At 61.0% G+C, this 20,156-nt stretch carries 22 protein-coding genes; 5 read left to right on the forward strand and 17 right to left on the reverse strand.

The window, feature by feature from the left end; all coding sequences use genetic code 11:
• The 11 genes from lipB to DKY63_RS16405 all read right to left on the reverse strand — a co-directional run bounded on the left by lipB (position 1) and on the right by DKY63_RS16405 (position 10,441).
• Complete coding sequence (gene lipB, locus DKY63_RS16355) at positions 1-648, reverse strand: lipoyl(octanoyl) transferase LipB (protein WP_110965045.1); 648 nt, start codon at positions 646-648, stop codon at positions 1-3.
• On the reverse strand, positions 648-923 hold the full coding sequence (locus tag DKY63_RS16360; protein ID WP_085726035.1) for a DUF493 domain-containing protein: 276 nt from the start codon (positions 921-923) through the stop codon (positions 648-650). The genes lipB and DKY63_RS16360 overlap by 1 nt, the downstream gene beginning before the upstream one ends.
• 87 nt (positions 924-1,010) lie before the next feature.
• Positions 1,011-2,168: a D-alanyl-D-alanine carboxypeptidase family protein gene (locus DKY63_RS16365; protein ID WP_110965046.1), complete on the reverse strand. Its 1,158-nt coding sequence runs from the start codon at positions 2,166-2,168 to the stop codon at positions 1,011-1,013.
• Positions 2,169-2,352: 184 nt separating this feature from the next.
• On the reverse strand, positions 2,353-3,363 hold the full coding sequence (locus tag DKY63_RS16370; RefSeq protein ID WP_110965047.1) for a septal ring lytic transglycosylase RlpA family protein: 1,011 nt from the start codon (positions 3,361-3,363) through the stop codon (positions 2,353-2,355).
• Positions 3,363-4,373 carry a lytic murein transglycosylase B gene (mltB, locus tag DKY63_RS16375; protein ID WP_110965048.1) on the reverse strand — a complete coding sequence of 337 codons (1,011 nt, stop codon included), beginning with the start codon at positions 4,371-4,373 and terminating at the stop codon, positions 3,363-3,365. Before mltB ends, DKY63_RS16370 begins: the two co-directional genes overlap by 1 nt.
• Before the next feature lie 17 nt (positions 4,374-4,390).
• Positions 4,391-5,494, reverse strand: coding sequence for a rod shape-determining protein RodA (gene rodA / locus DKY63_RS16380; protein WP_110967938.1), 1,104 nt, complete (start codon positions 5,492-5,494; stop codon positions 4,391-4,393).
• Between the two features lie 31 nt (positions 5,495-5,525).
• Complete coding sequence (mrdA, locus tag DKY63_RS16385) at positions 5,526-7,421, reverse strand: penicillin-binding protein 2 (RefSeq protein ID WP_110965049.1); 1,896 nt, start codon at positions 7,419-7,421, stop codon at positions 5,526-5,528.
• Positions 7,422-7,433: 12 nt separating this feature from the next.
• A complete protein-coding gene (gene rlmH / locus DKY63_RS16390) occupies positions 7,434-7,901 on the reverse strand; it encodes a 23S rRNA (pseudouridine(1915)-N(3))-methyltransferase RlmH (RefSeq protein WP_110965050.1) in 468 nt (155 codons plus the stop codon).
• Positions 7,902-7,911: 10 nt separating this feature from the next.
• Positions 7,912-8,406, reverse strand: coding sequence for a ribosome silencing factor (rsfS, locus tag DKY63_RS16395; protein WP_110965051.1), 495 nt, complete (start codon positions 8,404-8,406; stop codon positions 7,912-7,914).
• 72 nt (positions 8,407-8,478) lie between these two features.
• On the reverse strand, positions 8,479-9,201 hold the full coding sequence (gene nadD, locus DKY63_RS16400; protein ID WP_110965052.1) for a nicotinate-nucleotide adenylyltransferase: 723 nt from the start codon (positions 9,199-9,201) through the stop codon (positions 8,479-8,481).
• Positions 9,170-10,441, reverse strand: a complete 1,272-nt coding sequence (locus tag DKY63_RS16405) for a glutamate-5-semialdehyde dehydrogenase (RefSeq protein WP_110965053.1) — start codon at positions 10,439-10,441, stop codon at positions 9,170-9,172. Before DKY63_RS16405 ends, nadD begins: the two co-directional genes overlap by 32 nt.
• A gap of 189 nt (positions 10,442-10,630) precedes the next feature.
• Here DKY63_RS16405 and DKY63_RS16410 point away from each other — a divergent pair, with 189 nt between their 5' ends.
• Both DKY63_RS16410 and DKY63_RS16415 read left to right on the forward strand, forming a co-directional pair.
• Positions 10,631-11,329: a DNA-3-methyladenine glycosylase gene (locus DKY63_RS16410; RefSeq protein WP_110965054.1), complete on the forward strand. Its 699-nt coding sequence runs from the start codon at positions 10,631-10,633 to the stop codon at positions 11,327-11,329.
• A 148-nt stretch (positions 11,330-11,477) separates the two neighbouring features.
• Positions 11,478-12,794 carry a bifunctional DedA family/phosphatase PAP2 family protein gene (locus tag DKY63_RS16415; protein WP_110965055.1) on the forward strand — a complete coding sequence of 439 codons (1,317 nt, stop codon included), beginning with the start codon at positions 11,478-11,480 and terminating at the stop codon, positions 12,792-12,794.
• An 84-nt stretch (positions 12,795-12,878) separates the two neighbouring features.
• On the opposite strand, the gene DKY63_RS16420 is transcribed toward DKY63_RS16415, so the two are convergent.
• Genes DKY63_RS16420 through DKY63_RS16430 form a run of 3 tightly spaced genes read right to left on the reverse strand, consistent with a single transcriptional unit; the run spans position 12,879 to position 14,558 of the window.
• Positions 12,879-13,469: an LON peptidase substrate-binding domain-containing protein gene (locus tag DKY63_RS16420; protein ID WP_110965056.1), complete on the reverse strand. Its 591-nt coding sequence runs from the start codon at positions 13,467-13,469 to the stop codon at positions 12,879-12,881.
• A gap of 10 nt (positions 13,470-13,479) precedes the next feature.
• Positions 13,480-14,196 (reverse strand): LrgB family protein, encoded by a 717-nt coding sequence (locus DKY63_RS16425; RefSeq protein WP_110965057.1) that lies wholly within the window; start codon positions 14,194-14,196, stop codon positions 13,480-13,482.
• Entirely contained in the window at positions 14,193-14,558 is a 366-nt protein-coding gene (locus DKY63_RS16430) for a CidA/LrgA family protein (protein WP_110965058.1), read from the reverse strand. The genes DKY63_RS16425 and DKY63_RS16430 overlap by 4 nt, the downstream gene beginning before the upstream one ends.
• A 196-nt stretch (positions 14,559-14,754) precedes the next feature.
• On the opposite strand from DKY63_RS16430, the gene DKY63_RS16435 reads away from it, so the two are divergent.
• From DKY63_RS16435 to DKY63_RS16445, 3 genes are all read left to right on the forward strand, one after another.
• Positions 14,755-15,210, forward strand: a complete 456-nt coding sequence (locus DKY63_RS16435; RefSeq protein ID WP_110965059.1) for a MaoC family dehydratase — start codon at positions 14,755-14,757, stop codon at positions 15,208-15,210.
• A gap of 114 nt (positions 15,211-15,324) precedes the next feature.
• Positions 15,325-17,043 (forward strand): C13 family peptidase, encoded by a 1,719-nt coding sequence (locus tag DKY63_RS16440; protein WP_110965060.1) that lies wholly within the window; start codon positions 15,325-15,327, stop codon positions 17,041-17,043.
• A 27-nt stretch (positions 17,044-17,070) separates the two neighbouring features.
• Entirely contained in the window at positions 17,071-17,712 is a 642-nt protein-coding gene (locus tag DKY63_RS16445) for an oxidoreductase (RefSeq protein WP_110965061.1), read from the forward strand.
• A 40-nt stretch (positions 17,713-17,752) separates the two neighbouring features.
• On the opposite strand, the gene DKY63_RS16450 is transcribed toward DKY63_RS16445, so the two are convergent.
• The 3 genes from DKY63_RS16450 to mpl are packed head-to-tail and all read right to left on the reverse strand — an operon-like array spanning position 17,753 to position 20,008.
• Complete coding sequence (locus DKY63_RS16450) at positions 17,753-18,037, reverse strand: YceK/YidQ family lipoprotein (RefSeq protein ID WP_110967939.1); 285 nt, start codon at positions 18,035-18,037, stop codon at positions 17,753-17,755.
• The gene (ubiX, locus tag DKY63_RS16455; protein WP_110965062.1) at positions 18,030-18,662 is read right to left on the reverse strand and encodes a flavin prenyltransferase UbiX; all 633 of its coding nucleotides are present in this window, start codon (positions 18,660-18,662) and stop codon (positions 18,030-18,032) included. The genes DKY63_RS16450 and ubiX overlap by 8 nt, the downstream gene beginning before the upstream one ends.
• A complete protein-coding gene (gene mpl, locus DKY63_RS16460) occupies positions 18,659-20,008 on the reverse strand; it encodes a UDP-N-acetylmuramate:L-alanyl-gamma-D-glutamyl-meso-diaminopimelate ligase (RefSeq protein WP_110965063.1) in 1,350 nt (449 codons plus the stop codon). The genes ubiX and mpl overlap by 4 nt, the downstream gene beginning before the upstream one ends.
• Positions 20,009-20,156: the final 148 nt, after the last annotated feature.

The raw sequence follows: 20,156 nt of genomic DNA on the forward strand, positions 1-20,156 counted from the left end.
TCAGTCGATTCCGCCCGTGAGGGTCGTCTGCTCAGCGTAGTCGAGGTGTTTGACGAGCTGCGCACGCAGCCGGGCACTTACCTCGGCAAATTCAATCGATCCTGCGTGATCGCTCAGCTGGGTCATCGCCAGCCCGGCATAGCCGCAGGGATTAATCCGTCGAAACGGTTCAAGGTTCATGTCCACGTTCAGGGCCAGGCCGTGAAAGGAACAACCATGGCGGATCCGCAGACCCAGAGATGCGATTTTCGCTCCGTCGACATAGACACCCGGCGCATCGGGCTTGGCCGCCGCCGTCACGCCATAACTGGCGAGCAGCTCGATCAGGCACGACTCCATGCGGGTCACCAGATCACGCACGCCGAAACCCAGCTTGCGCACGTCCAACAACAGGTAAGCCACCAGTTGCCCGGGGCCGTGATACGTCACCTGGCCGCCGCGGTCGACCTGCACCACCGGGATATCTCCCGGTAGCAGCAAATGCTCGGCCTTGCCGGCCTGGCCCTGGGTGAAGACCGGCGGGTGCTCGACCAGCCAGATCTCGTCGGCGGCATCGCTGCCGCGTTCGTTGGTAAAGCGTTGCATGGCATGCCAGACCGGCTCGTAAGCCATCTGGCCGAGCTCGCGAAATCCCAGCGTGCCGGACATCACAGCACCATGTGCACGAAACCGGTCGCCCGCAGATAGCTGTTGATGTTGTACAGCTGGTCCTGGTCGGTCGCGACGATGTGCAACTGAATGGTGGTGTATTTGCCGTTGCTGCTTTGACGCTCATCGACACGCTCATCGTTGATCGTCGCGTACTTCTTGACGATTTCAATGATCCTGTCTTTGTTGCCGACGCCCGTATCGCAGATCACCTTAACCGGATAATCAGTCTGGGGAAATTCGATCTTTGGCGCCTTTACTTCGGTATCGGTCATGGCGTAACGGCCTCGTAAGCGTAAGCCGTGGCGACGGGCATGGCTGCGCGCCAGATCAGCGCGAAGCCATGCAGGTGCACACTAGATTCAGTTGAACAGGCTGTAGAAGAATAGACGGATGCTATCCCACATGCGGCGGAAGATACCACCCTCTTCGACGCCGTCCAGAGCGATCAGGTCGGCGCTGTGCACCACCTTGTCTTCCAGCTTGACTTCGACCTTGCCGATCACGTCGCCCTTGGCGATTGGCGCGACCAGTTGCGGGTTCATGGTCATGCTCGCGGCGAGCTTTTTCAGCTGGCCTTTTGGCAGGGTCATGGTCAGGTCTTCAGCCAGACCGGCCTTGACCTGGTTGGTGGCGCCTTTCCAGACAGGTGCCTGAGCCAGCTCGGTGCCTTTCTGATAGAAGGTCTGGGTTTCGAAGAAACGGAAGCCATAAGTCAGCAGCTTCTGGGTTTCAGCGGCGCGAGCCACTTCGCTGTTGGTGCCGAATACCACGGCGATCAGGCGCATGCCATCACGTACGGCGGAGGACACCATGCAGTAGCCGGCTTCATCGGTGTGACCGGTTTTCAGACCGTCGACGGTCTTGTCACGCCACAGCAGCAGGTTGCGGTTTGGTTGCTTGATGCCGTTCCAGAAGAACTCTTTCTGCGAGTAGATCGCGTAGTGAGCCGGGTCTTCGTGGATGATCGCGCGAGCCAGCACAGCCATGTCATGAGCCGACGAATAGTGCTCAGGGTTTGGCAGACCGGTCGGGTTCATGAAGTGGGTATTGGTCATGCCCAGATCGGCGACGGTCTTGTTCATCAGATCGGCGAACGCGTCTTCGCTGCCGGCAATGTGCTCGGACAGTGCAACACTGGCGTCGTTACCCGACTGGATGATGATGCCGTGCAGCAGGTCGCTCACGGTCACCTGAGAGCCGACCTTGATGAACATCCGCGAACCGCCGGTACGCCAGGCATTTTCGCTGACGGTCACCGGATCGTTTTCGCCGATCTGGCCACGACGGATTTCCAGCGTCGCGATGTACGCGGTCATCAGCTTGGTCAGGCTGGCCGGCGGCAGACGCTGGTCACCATTGTTTTCAACCAGCACATTGCCGCTGCTGGCGTCCATGAGCACATAGGCCTTGGCGGCCAGTTGCGGTGGCGATGGCATCATCTCGGCCGCGAACGCGGCAGGTGAGAGGAGCAGCGGGACTAGAAGGCACAGGCGTTTGGCAAAGGTGGTGATGTTCATCCGTCTCTCGAAATCGCTAATGGAAACTTGCCCGAGGGCAAAAACTAATCAAATAACCTTCTAACGGGTTATCGCGTATTCAGTTGCTCACTCTGTAACCCTTGCCGGGTTTTTGTTCTTCATCGAGCCAACAACCTGGTTCACCCCCCAAAACCGCAGATGAACCGTCAATCAAGTCCTACGTTTACTCTGCGACCACACTTGGCGAACCAAGATTGGCCAGGCGCACGCTGTTTTGCACTTGCTGGATTTCACCCGGCGAACCGATCGGCCCCAGGCGCACCCGATGCAGCGTCTGTTGATTGCGCACGATCGAGCTGATGAACACCGGAGCGCTCACCATCCCGCTGAGCTTCGACCTCAGGAGCTCTGCAGCGTCCGGGTTGGCGAACGCGCCCACCTGCAGATACTGGCCAGAGGCTGGTGCAGAAGCGTTTTTTTTTGCGTCCGCAAGTTGTACAGGGACAACGGCGGCGGCATGTTGCTGTGGTGGCGGCGTCCATTGCTCGACGGTACCGGCCGAAGCCGTGATCGCCGGGGCGCTATTCTGCGCGACTTGCGGCTCATTGAGCATTAAAGGCGCCGGACGGCCTTTCGCCGCCCAATAGGCCTGCGGGTCTATGCCTTCGACCTTGACCCTGGCAGTGCCGATCTCGGCATAACCGAGCTTCTTGGCGGCGGCATAGGACAGGTCAATGATCCGGTCGGAGTAAAACGGCCCGCGGTCATTGACCCGCAGGATCACGCTGCGATTGTTGTCCAGGTTGGTCACACGGACATAGCTCGGCAGCGGCAGGGTCTTGTGGGCGGCACTCATGCCGTACAGGTCATAGACCTCACCATTGGCGGTGTTCTGCCCATGGAACTTGGTGCCGTACCAGGACGCCGTGCCCGAAGCCACGTAGGTCTTGGATTCCTGCAGCGGGAAATAGGTCTTGCCCAGCACGGTGTAGGGGTTGGCCTTGTATGGGCCGGTGTGCAGGGTTGGCGTGGCGTCCGGAATGCGCGAAACATCGACGTCCCACCAGGGAGCGCCATCCTTGTGGGCACGGTTGATATCCAGACCCGGCGCCGAACGCACGGCAGTGGAAGACTTCTGCGTCGGCGAGCGGCTGGTCGAACAACTGGCGACCAGCACTGCCAACGCGGCAAATGCCATCAGCTTCAGGGGTTTACTCATAGGCAATGCCCGCATTACTTGACGCCCCGTGCTTGGACCAGCTGTTCAGACAGTTGATGTACGGCCATGGCGTACATCACGCTGCGGTTATAACGCGTAATTGCGTAAAAATTCTTCAGGCCCATCCAGTATTCGGGGCCATTGTCGCCCTCAAGGCGAAAAGCGGTAACCGGCATATCATCGCGCAGCGCATCATGACTTGACCAGCCCAGGGCCCGCAACTCTCCAACGGTCTTGGTCGGCTCGATACCGGTGGTCAAACCTTCATCCACCTGCTCGCCCCGCACATCGGCGCGACTGACCACCGGCTCGCCGGCGACCCAGCCGTGACGCTTGAAATAGCTGGCGACGCTACCGATCGCATCATCCGGGTTGTTCCAGATATTGATGTGGCCGTCCCCGTCGAAATCCACCGCATAAGCGCGAAAGCTGCTGGGCATGAACTGCGGCAGGCCCATGGCACCGGCGTAGGAGCCCTTGAGGGTCAACGGATCAACCTGTTCTTCCCGGGCCAGCAACAGGAATTCGCGCAATTCCTTGCGGAAAAATTCGGCTCGGGGAGGATAGTCGAAACCCAGGGTCGACAAGGCATCGATGACGCGGAAGTTGCCGGTATTGCGGCCGAAAAAGGTCTCAACGCCTATGATCGAGACAATCACCTGCGCCGGCACACCGTATTCCTGCTCGGCACGGGCCAGCACCGCTTCGTGCTGACGCCAGAAATCCACACCACGGGCGATACGCGCGTCGGTAATGAACATCGGGCGATATTCGTTCCACTGCTTGACCCGTTCGGCGGGCTTGGAAATCGCGTCCAGAATTGACTGTTTGCGCTCGGCTTCGCGGAACACGCCCATCAACTGTTCGCCGGCAAACCCGTAGTCGCGGGTCATTTCACCGACGAATTCGGCCACCTGGGGCGAACCTTCGTAATCGCCGGCCAGCGCTTCCTGCGCGCTGCCAAGGATGCTTACCAGGCCGACCCACGGCGCGTATCGAGTCGCCCAGCCACGCATTACCTGCATTGAACTCTTCACCTTATTCAAACCTGCGCGATCCACTTGCGATGGGTATGGATCGACATCAAAACCCCAAACGCTGACAGCAGCGTCACCAGCGAAGTTCCTCCGTAGCTAATGAACGGCAACGGCACCCCCACCACCGGCAACAGGCCACTGACCATACCGATGTTGACGAAAACATACACAAAGAACGTCATGGTCAAGCTGCCGGCCAATAGCTTGCCGAACAGCGTTTGCGCCTGGGCGGTAATCACCAGTCCGCGACCGATCAGCAACAGATAAATCAGCAACAGCGCACAGATACCGACCAGACCAAACTCCTCACCCATGACCGCAATGATGAAGTCGGTATGGCTTTCCGGAAGGAAGTCCAGGTGCGACTGGGTACCCAGCAGCCAGCCTTTGCCGAATACGCCGCCCGAACCAATGGCCGCCTTGGACTGGATGATGTTCCAGCCGGTGCCCAGAGGATCGCTCTCCGGATCGAGGAAGGTGAGGATCCGCTGCTTCTGGTAGTCGTGCATGATGAAGAACCACATGGCGATGGCCACGGGCACGGCGGCGGCGAGCACGCTGAGGATCCAGCGCCAGCGCAGCCCGCCCATGAACAGCACGAACGCACCACCGGCCAGGATCAGCAGCGAGGTGCCAAGGTCCGGCTGGCGCACAATCAGAATGAACGGGATGCCGATCAGCAGCAGACTGATGCCCACATGCTTGAGTTGCGGCGGCAAGGTGCGCTTGGACAGGTACCAGGCGATGGTCGCCGGCATCAGAATCTTCATGAACTCCGAGGGCTGGAAGCGAATGACGCCAGGGATGTTGATCCAGCGCGTGGCGCCCATGGCGTTGTGGCCCATGACATCCACCACCACCAGCAACAGCACACCGATCACATACCCGACCGGCACCCAACGGGCCATGAAACGCGGTTCGAACTGAGCGATGACAATCATCGACACCAGGCCGATGCCAAACGAAGTCGCCTGTTTGGCCAGCAGATCCCAACTCTTGCCGCTGGCCGAATACAGTACGAACAGGCTGCCGGCAGCCAGGGTCAGCAGCAGGATCAGCAAAACGCCATCGATATGCATGCGTTGCAGCAGCGTCGCGCGACGACGCATCACATCCTCGCTGGAGAGCATGCGATCAAAATTATTCATCACGGGCGGTAGCCTCCGCGCTGGTAGGGCCGGCGTATTCGGCTTTGAGGCGACCGTTCTCATCCAGCAGCCAGGCATCCATCACCTGACGCACGACGGGGGCCGCGACGCCGGAGCCGGACTCACCGTTCTCGACCATCACCGACACCACGATCGCCGGATCGTCGGCCGGCGCGAAGCCCACGAACAAGGCGTGGTCACGATGGCGTTCCTGGACTTTCGAACGGTCGTACTTCTCGCCCTGCTTGATTGCGACCACCTGGGCGGTACCGGACTTGCCGGCGATGCGGTATTGCGCGCCAATCGAAGCCTTGCGCGCCGTACCGCGGGCACCGTGCATTACCTGCTGCATGCCGTGGTTGACCTTGGTCCAGTCGGACGGATCACGCAGGACGATGTCCGGCATCGGATTGTGGTCCACCGGCTTCTCGCCTTCGATGGTCTTGGCCAGGTGCGGACGATTCCAGATACCTCTGTTTGCCACCAGCGCCGTGGCCTGGGCCAGTTGCAACGGGGTTGACTGCATGTAGCCCTGACCGATCCCGAGAATCAGCGTTTCACCCGGGAACCACGCCTGGCGGCGGGTCGCGCGCTTCCATTCACGGGTCGGCATCAGGCCGGGCGACTCTTCGAACATGTCCAGGGAAACCTTCTGGCCGATACCGAACTTGGACAGATACGACGACAACCGGTCGATCCCCAGTTTGTGGGCCAGGTCGTAGAAGTAGGTGTCGTTGGAGCGCATGATCGCGGTGTCGAGGTCGACGAAGCCATCACCGGTACGGTTCCAGTTGCGGTACTTGTGATCGTAGTTGGGCAGCATGTAGTAGCCGGGGTCGAACACCCGGGTCGAGGCTGTCACCACGCCCGCGTCCAGGCCGGCAATCGCCACCGCCGGCTTGATCGTCGAACCCGGCGGGTACAGGCCGCGCAGTACCCGGTTGAACAGCGGTCGGTCGATGGAGTCACGCAATTCGGCGTAAGCCTTGGAGCTGATACCGGTGACAAACAGGTTCGGATCGAAGCTCGGCTGGCTGACCATCGCCAGCACTTCGCCGGTTTTCGGATTCAGTGCCACCACCGCACCACGACGACCACCGAGTGCGGCCTCGGCAGCTTCCTGCAATTTGATATCCAGGCTCAGGACGATGTCCTTGCCGGAAACCGGCTCGGTACGCTTGAGCACCCGCAATACACGGCCTCGGGCGTTGGTCTCGACTTCCTCGTAACCCACCTGGCCATGCAGCTCCGACTCGTAGAAACGCTCGATGCCGGTTTTGCCGATTTGATGGGTGCCGCTATAACTGACCGGGTCCAGAGACTTGAGCTCTTTCTCGTTGATCCGCCCCATGTAGCCCACTGAGTGCGCAAAATGCGCGCCTTGGGGGTAGTGACGAACCAGTTGCGCGACGACTTCCACGCCCGGCAGGCGGAACTGGTTCACGGCTATGCGCGCGATCTGCTCTTCGGTCAACTCGAACAGGATCGGCACCGGTTCGAATGGCCGGCGCCCTTGACGCATGCGCTTCTCGAAGACCACCCGGTCTTCGGGCGTCAGCTCCAGCACCTCGACAATCACGTCGAGCACCTGCTGCCAGTCGCCGGAGCGTTCACGGGTCATGCTGAGGCTGAAGCTCGGCCGGTTATCGGCAATCACGACGCCATTGCGGTCGTAAATCAAACCGCGAGTCGGCGGGATCGGCTGCACATGGACGCGATTGTTTTCCGACAGGGTCGAGTGGTACTCGTACTGGATCACCTGCAGGAAATACAGGCGCGCAATCAGCACACCAATCAGGGTCACCACCGCAATGGCCCCGAACACGACGCGGCCACGCACCAGACGGGCGTCTTTTTCGTGGTCCTTGATGCGGATCGGCTGGGTCATGAGGAGGCAGAACTACTTGTGATAAGGGTGGCCGGACAGCACGGTCCAGGCACGATACAGCTGTTCACCGATCAAGATGCGCACCAGCGGGTGCGGCAACGTCAGTGGCGAGAGCGACCAGCGCTGATCGGCGCGGGCACAGACTTCAGGCGCCAGCCCTTCGGGGCCGCCGACCATGAAGTTCACCGTACGCGAGTCCAGCCGCCAGCGGTCGAGTTCGACCGCCAGTTGCTCGGTACTCCAGGGCTTGCCATGGACTTCGAGGGTGACAACGCGCTCGTTCTGCCCGACCTTGGCCAGCATGGCTTCGCCTTCCTGACGGATGAAGCGCGCCACGTCGGCGTTCTTGCCACGGGTATTGAGCGGTATTTCCACCAGTTCCAGCGCCAGCTCGGACGGAAGACGCTTGGCATACTCGTGCCAGCCTTCTTCCACCCATTTGGGCATGCGGGAACCGACGGCGATCAGTCGCAGTCGCACAGCGCTACCCTTACAGCTGGTCTTTGTTGAGCTTGGTGAAGTGCTCGTGGGTGTTTTCCGGGCTGTGGTGCTTGGCGTCTGCCGCACGGCTCTGCTCGGCACCGGCCCACAGGCGCTCCAGGTCGTAGAACTGGCGAGCCGAGGCGGTCATCATGTGCACGATCACCAGATCCAGGTCCAGCAGCACCCAGTCGCTGTCACCCTTGCCTTCTTCACCCAGCGGACGGGCGCCTTTCTTTTTGACCTCTTCGCGAACCTTGTCCAGCATCGCGTTGATCTGGCGATTGGAGGTACCGGTGGCGATGATCATGTAGTCGGTGATGCTCTGCTTGTCGCGAACATCGATGATCTGAATGTCCTGCGCCTTCACATCTTCCAGGGCTGCAACGGCAACCTTGACCAGCTCGTCACCGTTGAGGGGCTCGTTGGTGGCAACCGGCTCAGGCAGCGGGGCACTCTTGAATGTGCCTTTGCGCTTAACTTTGTTTACGTCGTTGTTGGTCATATAAAACTCGTTTTGCTCATGTATTCGGCGGCTTGGCGACACGTTGATCCGTATCAGTGAAGCACGCCTTGTTCAGTTCGACGCACGGTAAAGACCATGCGCATCGATGTAGGCCAGGACCGCGTCGGGCACCAGGAAACGTACCGACTTACCGCTGGCCAGCAGTTGACGGATCTGGGTGGCGGATACCGCGAGCGGTGTCTGCCAGACGAATGCAATCTGTCCGCTCGGCCCCTTCAGGGCCAGCGGGTCGCTCACCGAGCGCGCCGCCAGCAGGTTGCGCAAGGCATCCGGCGGTTCGCTGTCGGCATCCGGGCGTTGCAACACCAGGATGTGGCAATGCTGGAGCAACTCTTCCCAGCGGTGCCAAGTGGGCAGGCCGCAAAATGCGTCCCAGCCCAAAAGTAGAAAAACCTGGGTCTGCTCGGCCATTTCGGCACGCATCGACTCCAGGGTATCGATGGTGTAGGACGGTTTGTCCCGCTGCAATTCGCGGTCGTCCACCACCAGCGGCGCCACACCGGCCACCGCGCACTTGACCATTGCCAGACGGTCCTTCGCCGACACTTGCGGCAGGTCCCGATGAGGTGGCCTGGCACTGGGTATCAGGCGCAGCTCATCAAGTGCCAGCGATTCGGCCACTTCCAGTGCACCGCGCAAATGGCCGATGTGCACCGGATCAAACGTTCCGCCCAGTACGCCGATGCGTCTGGGGCGAGGCGCGCTGGCAGTGACCGGGACTGACGGGTCGAGGTCGCCCAAGTCAGACCGACTCCTGTCCGCGCAACTGGCCATCACCGACCACGATGTACTTCTCGCAGGTCAGACCTTCCAGGCCCACCGGGCCGCGGGCGTGCAGCTTATCAGTAGAAATGCCGATCTCGGCACCCAATCCGTATTCGAAGCCGTCGGCGAAGCAGGTCGGAGTGTTGATCATCACCGACGACGAATCGACTTCAGCCACGAAACGCCGGGTTTCGCCCTGATGTTCACTGACAATCGAATCGGTGTGGTGAGAGCCGTAATGGTTGATGTGCTCGATGGCCTGCTCCAGCCCTTCGACCACACGGATCGACAGGATCGGCGCCAGATACTCGGTATTCCAGTCTTCCTCGGTGGCCGGCAGCGCATCGATGATTACCCGCGTGCGTTCGCAGCCACGCAGTTCGACGCCTTTTTCGCGGAACTGGGCCGCCATCGGCGGCAGGAAATCTTTGGCAACGATTTGGTCGACCAACAACGTTTCCATCGCGCCGCAGATGCCATAGCGGTAGGTCTTGGCGTTGAACGCGATTCGCTGGGCCTTTGCCAGATCAGCGTGGGCACTGACATAAACGTGGCAGATACCGTCCAGATGCTTGATCACCGGAACGCGGGCATCGCGGCTGATGCGCTCGATAAGACCGCGACCGCCACGGGGCACGATGACGTCGACGTAGTCAGGCATCGCAATCAGGGCGCCAACGGCGGCCCGATCCGTGGTTTCGACCACTTGTACCACTGCTGCCGGCAGATCGGCTTCCGCCAGGCCACGCTGAATACAGGCCGCGATCGCACGGTTGGAGTGAATGGCTTCGGAGCCGCCACGCAGGATGGTCGCGTTGCCGGACTTCAGGCACAGGCTGGCGGCGTCGATGGTCACGTTCGGCCGGGACTCGTAAATGATCCCGATCACGCCCAGGGGCACACGCATCTTGCCGACCTGAATCCCCGACGGCCGGTAGCTCATGTCACGGATCGCGCCGACCGGGTCCGGCAATGCCGCGACCTGGCGCAAACCGACGATCATGCCGTCGATGCGGGCCGGGGTCAGCGCCAGGCGTTCGAGCAGCGCAGGTTCCAGACCATTGGCGCGGCCGGCTGCCAGATCCTGCTCATTGGCAGCGGTCAGTTCGGCGCGAGCAGCATCCAGCGCGTTGGCGGCAGCCTGCAACGCACGGTTCTTCTGCGCAGTGCTGGCACGGCCGATGACGCGGGAAGCCTCACGGGCAGCGCGACCCAGGCGGGTCATGTAGTCAAGAACGGACTCAGTCATGGTCTGGCGTGGTCTTTGAAAAGGGCTTGGTAAAGAATAAAGCGGCAGATTATAGCTGTCGCGACTCCCGACTAACAGCGGTGACGGGCGGATGGTCGAAATGGAGGTCGATTTGCCGACGTTCAGCCGGGATTAAGGCGCAAATTGGTATCATCGGCGCACTATCAGCCCTGATAAACCCTGCTCATCATGACCGACCTGACCGTTCGAGCCCCCGCAACGAGCCTGCCACTGGGCCTTCCCGACGCGTTTTTCGACCGCGATCCGCAAATTCTGGCCCGTGATCTACTGGGCAAGGTCATTCGTCACCGCGTCGGTGATTTGTGGCTCAGCGCCCGAATCATCGAGACCGAAGCCTATTACCTGGCTGAAAAAGGCAGTCACGCCTCCCTGGGTTACACGGAAAAGCGTAAGGCTTTGTTTCTGGATGGCGGGCACATCTATATGTACTACTCCCGCGGCGGCGATTCCCTGAACTTCAGCGCTCAAGGTCCGGGCAACGCCGTGCTGATCAAATCCGCCTATCCGTGGGTTGACGAATTGAGCGGCCCGGCGAGTCTGGCGCAAATGCTGCTCAACAATCCAGACGCCCAGGGCCGCCCTCGCCCGTCGCAGAAGCTCTGCGCGGGGCAAACCCTGCTGTGCAAATCCCTGGGCCTGAAGGTGCCGGTCTGGGACGCCAAGCGTTTCGATCACGAGGTGCTGCTGGTGGAGGACGTAGGCCAGACACCCGCCCATGTCATCCAGACCACCCGCCTGGGCATTCCCCACGGACGCGACGAACACCTGATGTACCGATTCGTCGACGCAGCCTACGCGGCCTGGTGCACGCGCAACCCGCTGCGACGGGGGCAGGTCGAAGATCGCGATTATTTTGTGCTGTCCTGACCGGACTGGAAGCAAAAGGAATTCCCTGTAGGAGCGAGCCTGCTCGCGATGACGTCAGCACATCGGGCATCAATGCGACTGAAAGACTGCAATCGCGAGCAGGCTCGCTCCCACAAGATGCAATTGAACATTCAATGGAGTTGTTTTTATGGGCCCATGGCTCGATAGCGTGACCGGCTGGTTGACGGTCAACCCGCAATGGCTGGCGGCGGCGGTATTCATCGTGGCCTTCATCGAATGCCTGGCGATAGCCGGCTTGATCGTACCTGGCACCGTGTTGCTGTTCGCTGTGGCGGTTTTGGCCGGCAGCGGAGCGCTGTCGTTGAGTGAAACGCTGCTGCTGGGTTTCGTGGCCGGCGTGCTCGGCGATGTGGTGTCGTATTTCCTCGGGCGCCACTTCCACCAGAACATCCGGCGCCTGCCAGGTTTGCGCCATCACCCGGAATGGATCGCCGGGGCCGAGGCCTATTTCCAGCGCTATGGCATCGCCAGCCTGCTGGTCGGCCGTTTTATCGGCCCCCTGCGCCCCATGCTCCCCATGGTCGCCGGCATGTTCGATATGCCCTTCCCTCGTTTCTTCGCCGTGAGCCTGCTGGCCGGTGCGGGCTGGTCTGTTGCCTACCTGCTGCCGGGCTGGGCCACCGGCGCGGCGATTCGCTTGCCGCTGCCTGAAGGCTTCTGGCCCCAGGCCGGTGTTGTCGCCGCCGGCATTGCCCTGATGGTGGGATTAAGCGCAGCCAGCAGCCTGCGCAAGCATCGCAAGGCCACCCTGTTCATTACCGGGATGAGCTTTCTGATACTGGGCGCCGTCTTTATTGGCTACCCGCATCTGAGCGCCCTCGACAAGGGAGTGATGACTCTGGTGCAGGAACACCGCAGCCCGATACTCGATGAAGTGGCCGTGGTGTTCACGCTGATCGGTGAGTTTCGCAACATGCTCATGTTCAGCGTCTTGCTGGTCGCGCTGCTGCTGGTCACTCGTCAATGGCGTCACGCAATATTCGCCTGCAGCACCCTGCTGTTCACGGCGCTGGGCAACACCGTAACCAAACAATTCTTCGCCCGACTGCGCCCGGAGGTGTTGAGTGACCCATTGAGCAGCTACAGCATGCCCAGCGGCCACGCGTCGGGGTCGTTCGCGCTGTTCCTCACTCTCGCCGTCCTCGCCGGACGAGGGCAGCCACCACGGATGCGCCTGACCTGGTTGCTGGTGGGCTGCCTGCCGGCACTGGCGATTGCATTGTCGCGGGTGTACCTCGGCGCGCACTGGCCAACGGATGTGCTGGCGGGCGCGATGCTGGCGGCCTGTATCTGTGCGGCAAGTCTTGGGTTGATTCAGCGTCGCACGCCCCTCACCGCCATGCCGCCCAAGGTCTGGTGGCTGGTACTGCCGGCATTGGTGGCGCTGTTCGGATTCTTCGTGTTGCGGCATTTGCCGCATATGATGTTGAGATACGCCTACTAAAAAGCAAAAGATCGCAGCCTTCGGCAGCTCCTACAATCACACATCCTGTAGGAGCTGCCGAAGGCTGCGATCTTTTAACGAACGTCAGGCAAACAACTCACCCTGCAACTCATCAAGCAGTGCCTGAATCGCATCCAGTCGCTGCTGTGGGTCGTCGAGTTGCAGCAGGTCGATCTTGTCCAGCTCGGCGAACGGCAGCAAATAGGCCAGCTGATTGGCCAGTGACTGTTGTCCCACGGCTTCGGTGCCCATGTTCAGCGCCTCGACCATCGGGTGCTCCGCCAGCGCCTTGAGCAGTGCGACCAGATCGGCATCTTCATCCTGCAACGGTTGCTCCGGCTCATCTTCGAGCCACTCGACGTCGGCGACGATCAACTGATCGCGCTGCACTTCGGTACGCAGTACGTGGAAACGTCGACCGCCCTGCACGCGAATCCCCAGCAGACCGTTTTCCTGGGTCTTGAAGTCGGTGATCAGCGCTTCACAGCCAACCAGTGCGTAACCCGCCGGCGCGATGCCGACCTCTTCGCCATCGAGGATGCATACCACGCCGAAGCCGCCGCCCTGCTTCATGCAGCGCCCGATCATGTCCAGGTAGCGTGCCTCGAAAATCTGCAAGTCGAGGATGCAACCCGGAAACAGCACCGTGTTCAGCGGAAAAAGCGGCAGACTCATAGACATTTCCTTAAACCACCATCGACACCGCCAACGGCAGCAACACCGCCGTGGCCACGCCCATCAGACTCATCGCCAGCGCCGCGAAGGCACCGCATTCTTCATTTTCCTGCATCGCCACGGCCGTACCGACCGCATGCGCCGTCATGCCCAGCGCCATGCCGCGCGCCTCGGGGCTGTGAACGCCGAGCCGGGTCAACAGGCTTGGACCGAAGATCGCGCCGATCACGCCCGTGATCAGCACGAACACCGCCGCCAACGCCGCGACACCGCCAATCTGTTCGGCCACCAGCATGGCAATCGGTGAAGTCACCGATTTGGGCGCCATGGTCATCAAAATCATGTGTTCGGCGCCGAACCACCAGCCCAGCAGCACGCCCATGCTGGTGGCGACGACACCGCCTATCACCAGCGTAGTAAATATCGGCCAGAACAACTGCCGAATCCGCCGCAGGTTCAGGTACAGCGGCACGGCCAGCGCGACCGTGGCCGGCCCCAGCAGGATGCTGAGGATCTCGGTGCTCTTGCGATACTCGGCATAGGTCAGCCCGCAGCCCACCAGCACACCGATTACCAGCAACATGGAGACCAGCACCGGCTGCAAAAAGATCCAGCGGGTTTTCTCGTACGCCGCCAACACAAGCTGATAGGCACCCAAAGTAATACCGATGCCGAACAACGGATGATGGATGACCGACGTCCAGGCGCCGTTCCAGTCGAGGGTCATGAGTGGTCCTCGGAGGGGTGAGCGTGGCGCTTGATCAAGCGCTGCATCAATACGCCTGCGAAAGCCATGGACAACAGCAGCGACAACACCAGCGCGCCCGCAATGGCCCAGAAATCCGCCGCAATGTCCTTGGCGTAGACCATTACACCCACGGCTGGCGGCACCAGCAGCAGAGGCAGGTAGCGCAGCAGGCTGCCGGCCGCCACGTTCAGCGGCTCACCGACCTGACCGCGACTGATCAAAAACACCAGCAACAACAGCAGGCCGACAATCGGCCCCGGCAGAATCGGCAAAAACAAATGGTTGATCGCGGTGCCGAGCAATTGAAACAGCACCAGCCATGTCAGGCCACGTAACAACATCCTTCATCTCCCGCAGAACCCGTTACCCGCCATCACGGGCCGGGCATTATAAACATGCCTGCCGTATACACCGGCATTCGCCAAAAGCATGGTCGGTTGACCGCAGGAATTAACAATGTTGATCTACAGTGGTAAACCGGGGGCCCAGATCCCCGGCTCAAAACCATAAAAACCGATGAACCCAAGGAGAGTCTCAATGCCCTTTGTTCCAGTTGCAGAGCTCAAAGATTATGTCGGCAAGGAACTTGGACGTTCCGAATGGCTCACGATCGATCAGGAGCGCATCAACCTGTTCGCCGAAGCCACAGGGGACTATCAGTTCATCCACGTCGATCCGGTCAAGGCCGCGCAAACGCCTTTCGGCAGCACCATCGCCCATGGTTTCCTGTCGCTGTCGCTGATCCCGAAACTGATGGAAGACATCCTCGTCGTGCCTGAAGGCCTGAAGATGGTGGTCAATTACGGCCTGGACAGCGTGCGCTTCATTCAGCCGGTCAAGGTCAACTCCAAAGTGCGCCTGAAGGTCGACCTGACTGAAGTGACCGAGAAAAAGCCTGGTCAATGGCTGCTCAAAGCCACCACCACCCTGGAAATCGAAGGCTCGGACAAACCCGCGTACATCGCCGAACCTTTGTCACTCTGCTTCGTGTAAACCTTCCCGGATGCGAAGCAGCGCCTGCTGTTTCGCGCCCGCCGCTTTATATACCGGCTGTATAAGGACCCATAGCTGCGGCATACTCGGTCGCCTAATTGCCCGGAACCCGCTATGCGCTCACTTGCACTCCTTGCCTTGACCCTGATGCTCACCGCATGCGGTGACGGTGAATCGCCGTTACCCCCTGATGCCCGTCTGCCGGACGGCGGTCGCTATCGGGGTGATCTGGTCGATGGATTGCTGCAAGGCCAGGGCCGCATCGATTACCCCAATGGCAGCTGGTACGCCGGCGAGTTCGACAAAGGCCAATGGCACGGCCAAGGCGAATGGCACGGCAGCAATGGCGAGGTCTATCGCGGGAAGTTCAATCAGGGCCTGTTCGACGGCCAGGGCAGCCTCACCACCAATGGCAGTAGCTACAACGGTGGCTTCAAGCTCGGTCGACGCGACGGTGAAGGTACCCTCAAAGAAAACGGCATGACCTACCGGGGCGAGTTCAAGGCCGACCAGTACTCAGGCCTCGGGCGCCTGGAACTCGAAGACGGCAGCTCCTACCAGGGCCAGTTCGCCCACGGCAAACCCAATGGCGAAGGCCAGCGCGGCGACGGCAATGGCAATCAGTTCACCGGGCACTTCGTTGACGGCCAGCTGGAAGGCAACGGGACATTCAATAGCGCCGACGGCGACATCTATGTCGGCAGCTTCAAGAACAACCAACTGAACGGCAAGGGCCGCTACGAAAACGCTGACGGCGATGTCTGGCTGGGTCAATTCAAGGAAGGTTCGCTCAACGGCAAGGGTGAGCTGATCGGTGCCGATGGCAGTCATTACATCGGCCAATTCAACGATTGGCGCTTCAGTGGCCAGGGCCGCCTGAACCTGGCCGACGGCAGCTTCTACATCGGCCAGTTCGACAGCGACACCTATTCCGGTCGCGGCACCCTGGTGCTGACCGATGGCTCGGTGCTCAGCGGCCTGTGGGTCAATGGGCAGCGTGTGCGTGACGCCGATGGCAAGTTGTTGCCCGACACCCTCGAACTCGGCCTGCTGGCCCAGGGACGCCTGCTGGAAGACGCGCTGGGCAACGTGCCCGCCTCGACCCCGGCCGTCGAGTTGTACACCCTGACCCTCGGCGGCGACGGCAAGCAGAGCGTGTTCCTGCGCGAATCCGACTACGTCGCCAACATGCTCACCAGCCGCTTTGGTGCCTTTGGCCAGATCCGCCTGGTGAACCATCGCGACCATATCGGCGACCGGCCGATGGCCACCCGGGAAAACCTGCGACGCGCGGCACTGACGCTGGCCGAACGCAGCGGCCCGGAAGATTTGATTTTCATTTACCTGTCCAGCCACGGCACCAGTGAACATGAACTGGTGCTCGACCAGCCGCGCATGGAACTGGCCGACCTGCCGGCCGACGAACTGGCCGCGGTGCTCGCCCCACTGAAAAACCGCGACAAGATCATTGTGATTTCGGCCTGCTATTCCGGCGGTTTCATACCCGCCCTGAAAGACGAACGCACACTGATCATGACCGCCTCGCGAGCCGACCGCGTGTCGTTCGGTTGCTCCGAGGAAGCCAATTTCACCTACTTCGGTGACGCCCTGTTCAACCAGGCCCTGAACCAGACCGACGACTTGGAACAAGCCTTCAAACTGGCCAAGGCGACAGTTGCCGAGCGTGAGCTGGCCGATGGCTACGAAGCCTCTGAACCGCAGATCTGGGCGCCTAAAACCGTGCTCTCGCACTGGCAGTTGCTACGCAAGCAGCAAGCCCGTAAGGCCCTGCAAAGTGCGTCGATCGAGAGCAAGGACGCAAAGACCAACTAAGCTGAAGAGTATCAAGGGAGAAACACTATGTACTTGACGCCTCAGCACGTATTGCTTGCCGGAGCTACCGGCTTGACCGGTGAACACCTGCTTGATCGCTTGCTCAATGAGCCCACGATCACCCGGGTACTGGCGCCCTCGCGCCGGCCACTGGCCCGGCATCCGCACCTGGAAAACCCCGTGGGCGACCCGGCGATGTTCCTGCCGCAGCTGAGCGGCCGCGTCGATATCGCCTATTGCTGCCTGGGCACCACCATCAAGCAGGCGGGCTCGGAACAGGCGTTCCGCGCGGTGGATCTGGACATGGTGGTGGCGTTCGCCAAGCGTGCCAGGGAGATGGGCGCACGGCATCTGATCGTGATCAGTGCATTGGGTGCTGATCGCCGATCGTCGAATTTCTACAACCGGGTCAAAGGCGAGATGGAATACGCGTTGCGGGCACAGGACTGGCCGCAGCTGACCATTTGCCGGCCCTCGCTGCTGCTGGGAGAGCGAGTTGAACCACGGCGGGCGGAGCAAATGGCTGGCCCCTTGTCACGACTGATCCCCGGCAAGTTCCACGGCATCGAGGCCTGCCAGCTGGCCCGCGCGATGTGGCGCCTGGCGCTGGAAGAGCAGGATGGGGTGCGGATTGTCGAGTCGGATGAGTTGCGCAAGCTAGGCAAATAAATCTGTGTCGAGGGAGCTTGCTCCCTCGACACAAAAAACCTTACAGCCCACCCGTCGCCTGAAAGTTCACGCCCAGCACGGTCAGCAACGACAACGGCAACAACAACGTGTCAAGCAATGCACTGGCCGGCAGATCAACTCCCGGATAACCCGGGGCCTCAGCGCCGAAACGATCCTTCGCGCAGCAGCCGCCGTTCATCGCATACAGATCCAGCCGCGTCCCGGCGTAGACAACCGGCGCTCCCGGCTTGGCGGCATCCAGCGTGCGCGCCGTGGCGCACCCCGTCAGCTGCAAGGCCAGCACCACCACCCACAGCTTATTCATCACTGGACAAATGGTGTTCGCCCCAACGCGGCAGCATGTCCTGGGGAATGTTCAGCAGGTTGAGGATTCGCGCCACGACAAAATCGATCAGGTCATCGATGGTTTGCGGCTGATGGTAGAAGCCCGGCGATGCCGGCAGGATCGTTACTCCCATGTTCGACAGCTTGAGCATGTGCTCGAGATGGATGCTCGAATACGGTGCCTCGCGGGGCACCACAATCAACTGGCGGCGCTCCTTGAGCGTGACGTCGGCGGCCCGTTCGATCAGGTTGTTGCAGGCACCGGTCGCGATGGCCGACAAGGTCCCCGTGGAACAGGGCACCACCACCATCGCCGCCGGCGCACCGGAGCCCGAGGCCACCGGCGACATCCAGTCTTCCTTGCCATATACCCGAATCTGCCCGGCGGCGGCACCGGTGTATTCGGTGAGGAACGCCTGCATCATTTGCGGCTTGGCCGGCAGCGTGACATCGGTTTCGGTGGCCATCACCAGTTGCGCGGCCTTGGAAATCAGGAAGTGCACCTCGCGGTCGTCGCGCACCAGGCAATCGAGCAGGCGCAAGCCATACTGGGCACCGGAAGCGCCGGTCATCGCCAGCGTGATGCGGTCCGGACCGTTGTTCATTTCAGCGCCTCGGCAAGTTTGCCGTGCAGGCCACCGAAGCCGCCGTTGCTCATGATCACCACGTGCGTACCGGGTTGCGCCTGGCTTTTCACCCGCTCGATGATGCCTTCCAGCGAATCGCTGACTATCGACGGCACGGTGCACAGTGCCGCCGTGCCCGCCAGGTCCCAGCCAAGATTGGCCGGCGCATACCAGATCACCTGATCGGCATCGACCACGCTTTCCGGCAAACCGTCACGGTGCGCGCCGAGCTTCATGGAGTTGGAGCGTGGCTCGATGATCGCGATCAACGGCGCATCACCAATGCGTTTGCGCAGACCGTCGAGGGTGGTGGCGATGGCGGTCGGGTGGTGAGCGAAATCGTCATAGATGGTGATGCCATGCACCTCCGCGACTTTCTCCATGCGGCGCTTCACGCTTTTGAAGGCACTCAAGGCCGCGATGCCCATGGACGGCACCACACCAACGTGACGCGCCGCGGCCAGTGTGGCCAAGGCGTTGGCGACGTTGTGCTGACCGGTCATGTCCCACTCGACCACGCCCTGGGATACCCCCTCGAACATCACTTCGAAGGCCGAGCCGTCTTCACTGAGCAGCTTGACCTGCCACTGACCGCCGGCACCGGTGGTTTGTACCGGGGTCCAGCAGCCCATTTCGATGACGCGCTGCAGCGCAGGTTCAGTGGTCGGGTGGATCACCAGGCCTTCGCTCGGGATGGTTCGCACCAGATGGTGGAATTGCCGCTCGATAGCCGGCAGATCGGGGAAGATGTCGGCATGATCGAATTCCAGGTTGTTCAAAATTGCCGTGCGTGGACGGTAGTGAACGAACTTGGAGCGCTTGTCGAAAAAGGCGCTGTCGTATTCGTCGGCTTCGATCACGAAAAACGGCGTACCGCCCAGCCGTGCCGATACCGAGAAGTTCTGCGGCACGCCGCCGATCAGGAAGCCCGGGCTCATGCCGGCATGCTCCAGCACCCAGGCCAGCATGCTGCTGGTAGTGGTCTTGCCGTGGGTACCCGCCACGGCCAACACCCATCGACCTTGCAGGACATGATCGGCCAGCCATTGCGGGCCGGAAACGTAAGGCAGGCCTTTGTTCAGTACATATTCCACCGCCGGATTGCCGCGGGACATGGCGTTGCCGATCACCACCAGGTCGGGGGCCGGATCGAGCTGCGCCGGGTCGTAGCCCTGGGTCAGTTCAATGCCCTGGGCTTCGAGCTGAGTGCTCATTGGCGGGTAGACGTTGGCATCGGAGCCCGTCACGTGATGACCCAGTTCCTTGGCCAGAACGGCCATCGAACCCATGAAAGTGCCGCAGATACCGAGAATATGAATGTGCATAGTCGACCTCGTAAAACATGGCCGCAGGTTAGCTTAGGGAGGGGAAAATCGCACTCAGTGTTTCAAGATCACCACCGAACCTGTAGGAGCAAGGCTTGCCCGCGATGGCGCCACTGAAATCGCCATCGCGGGCAAGCCTTGCTCCTTC

Source organism: Pseudomonas putida, assembly GCF_003228315.1.
Classification (GTDB): domain Bacteria; phylum Pseudomonadota; class Gammaproteobacteria; order Pseudomonadales; family Pseudomonadaceae; genus Aquipseudomonas; species Aquipseudomonas putida_S.

Excerpts from the sequence above, each read along its gene's own strand:
- DKY63_RS16430 (WP_110965058.1), bottom strand. The coding sequence starts at position 14,558 with ATGTTGTTACGTGGCCTGACATGGCTGGTGCTGTTTCAATTGCTCGGC.
- DKY63_RS16370 (WP_110965047.1), bottom strand. The coding sequence starts at position 3,363 with ATGCGGGCATTGCCTATGAGTAAACCCCTGAAGCTGATGGCATTTGCC.
- DKY63_RS16410 (WP_110965054.1), top strand. The coding sequence starts at position 10,631 with ATGACCGACCTGACCGTTCGAGCCCCCGCAACGAGCCTGCCACTGGGC.
- DKY63_RS16440 (WP_110965060.1), top strand. The coding sequence starts at position 15,325 with ATGCGCTCACTTGCACTCCTTGCCTTGACCCTGATGCTCACCGCATGC.
- lipB (WP_110965045.1), bottom strand. The coding sequence starts at position 648 with ATGTCCGGCACGCTGGGATTTCGCGAGCTCGGCCAGATGGCTTACGAG.
- rsfS (WP_110965051.1), bottom strand. The coding sequence starts at position 8,406 with ATGACCAACAACGACGTAAACAAAGTTAAGCGCAAAGGCACATTCAAG.
- DKY63_RS16445 (WP_110965061.1), top strand. The coding sequence starts at position 17,071 with ATGTACTTGACGCCTCAGCACGTATTGCTTGCCGGAGCTACCGGCTTG.
- DKY63_RS16365 (WP_110965046.1), bottom strand. The coding sequence starts at position 2,168 with ATGAACATCACCACCTTTGCCAAACGCCTGTGCCTTCTAGTCCCGCTG.
- DKY63_RS16405 (WP_110965053.1), bottom strand. The coding sequence starts at position 10,441 with ATGACTGAGTCCGTTCTTGACTACATGACCCGCCTGGGTCGCGCTGCC.
- DKY63_RS16360 (WP_085726035.1), bottom strand. The coding sequence starts at position 923 with ATGACCGATACCGAAGTAAAGGCGCCAAAGATCGAATTTCCCCAGACT.
- DKY63_RS16420 (WP_110965056.1), bottom strand. The coding sequence starts at position 13,469 with ATGAGTCTGCCGCTTTTTCCGCTGAACACGGTGCTGTTTCCGGGTTGC.
- mltB (WP_110965048.1), bottom strand. The coding sequence starts at position 4,373 with ATGCAGGTAATGCGTGGCTGGGCGACTCGATACGCGCCGTGGGTCGGC.
- DKY63_RS16450 (WP_110967939.1), bottom strand. The coding sequence starts at position 18,037 with ATGAATAAGCTGTGGGTGGTGGTGCTGGCCTTGCAGCTGACGGGGTGC.
- ubiX (WP_110965062.1), bottom strand. The coding sequence starts at position 18,662 with ATGAACAACGGTCCGGACCGCATCACGCTGGCGATGACCGGCGCTTCC.
- DKY63_RS16435 (WP_110965059.1), top strand. The coding sequence starts at position 14,755 with ATGCCCTTTGTTCCAGTTGCAGAGCTCAAAGATTATGTCGGCAAGGAA.
- mrdA (WP_110965049.1), bottom strand. The coding sequence starts at position 7,421 with ATGACCCAGCCGATCCGCATCAAGGACCACGAAAAAGACGCCCGTCTG.
- rodA (WP_110967938.1), bottom strand. The coding sequence starts at position 5,494 with ATGCGTCGTCGCGCGACGCTGCTGCAACGCATGCATATCGATGGCGTT.
- DKY63_RS16425 (WP_110965057.1), bottom strand. The coding sequence starts at position 14,196 with ATGACCCTCGACTGGAACGGCGCCTGGACGTCGGTCATCCATCATCCG.
- nadD (WP_110965052.1), bottom strand. The coding sequence starts at position 9,201 with ATGGCCAGTTGCGCGGACAGGAGTCGGTCTGACTTGGGCGACCTCGAC.
- mpl (WP_110965063.1), bottom strand. The coding sequence starts at position 20,008 with ATGCACATTCATATTCTCGGTATCTGCGGCACTTTCATGGGTTCGATG.
- DKY63_RS16415 (WP_110965055.1), top strand. The coding sequence starts at position 11,478 with ATGGGCCCATGGCTCGATAGCGTGACCGGCTGGTTGACGGTCAACCCG.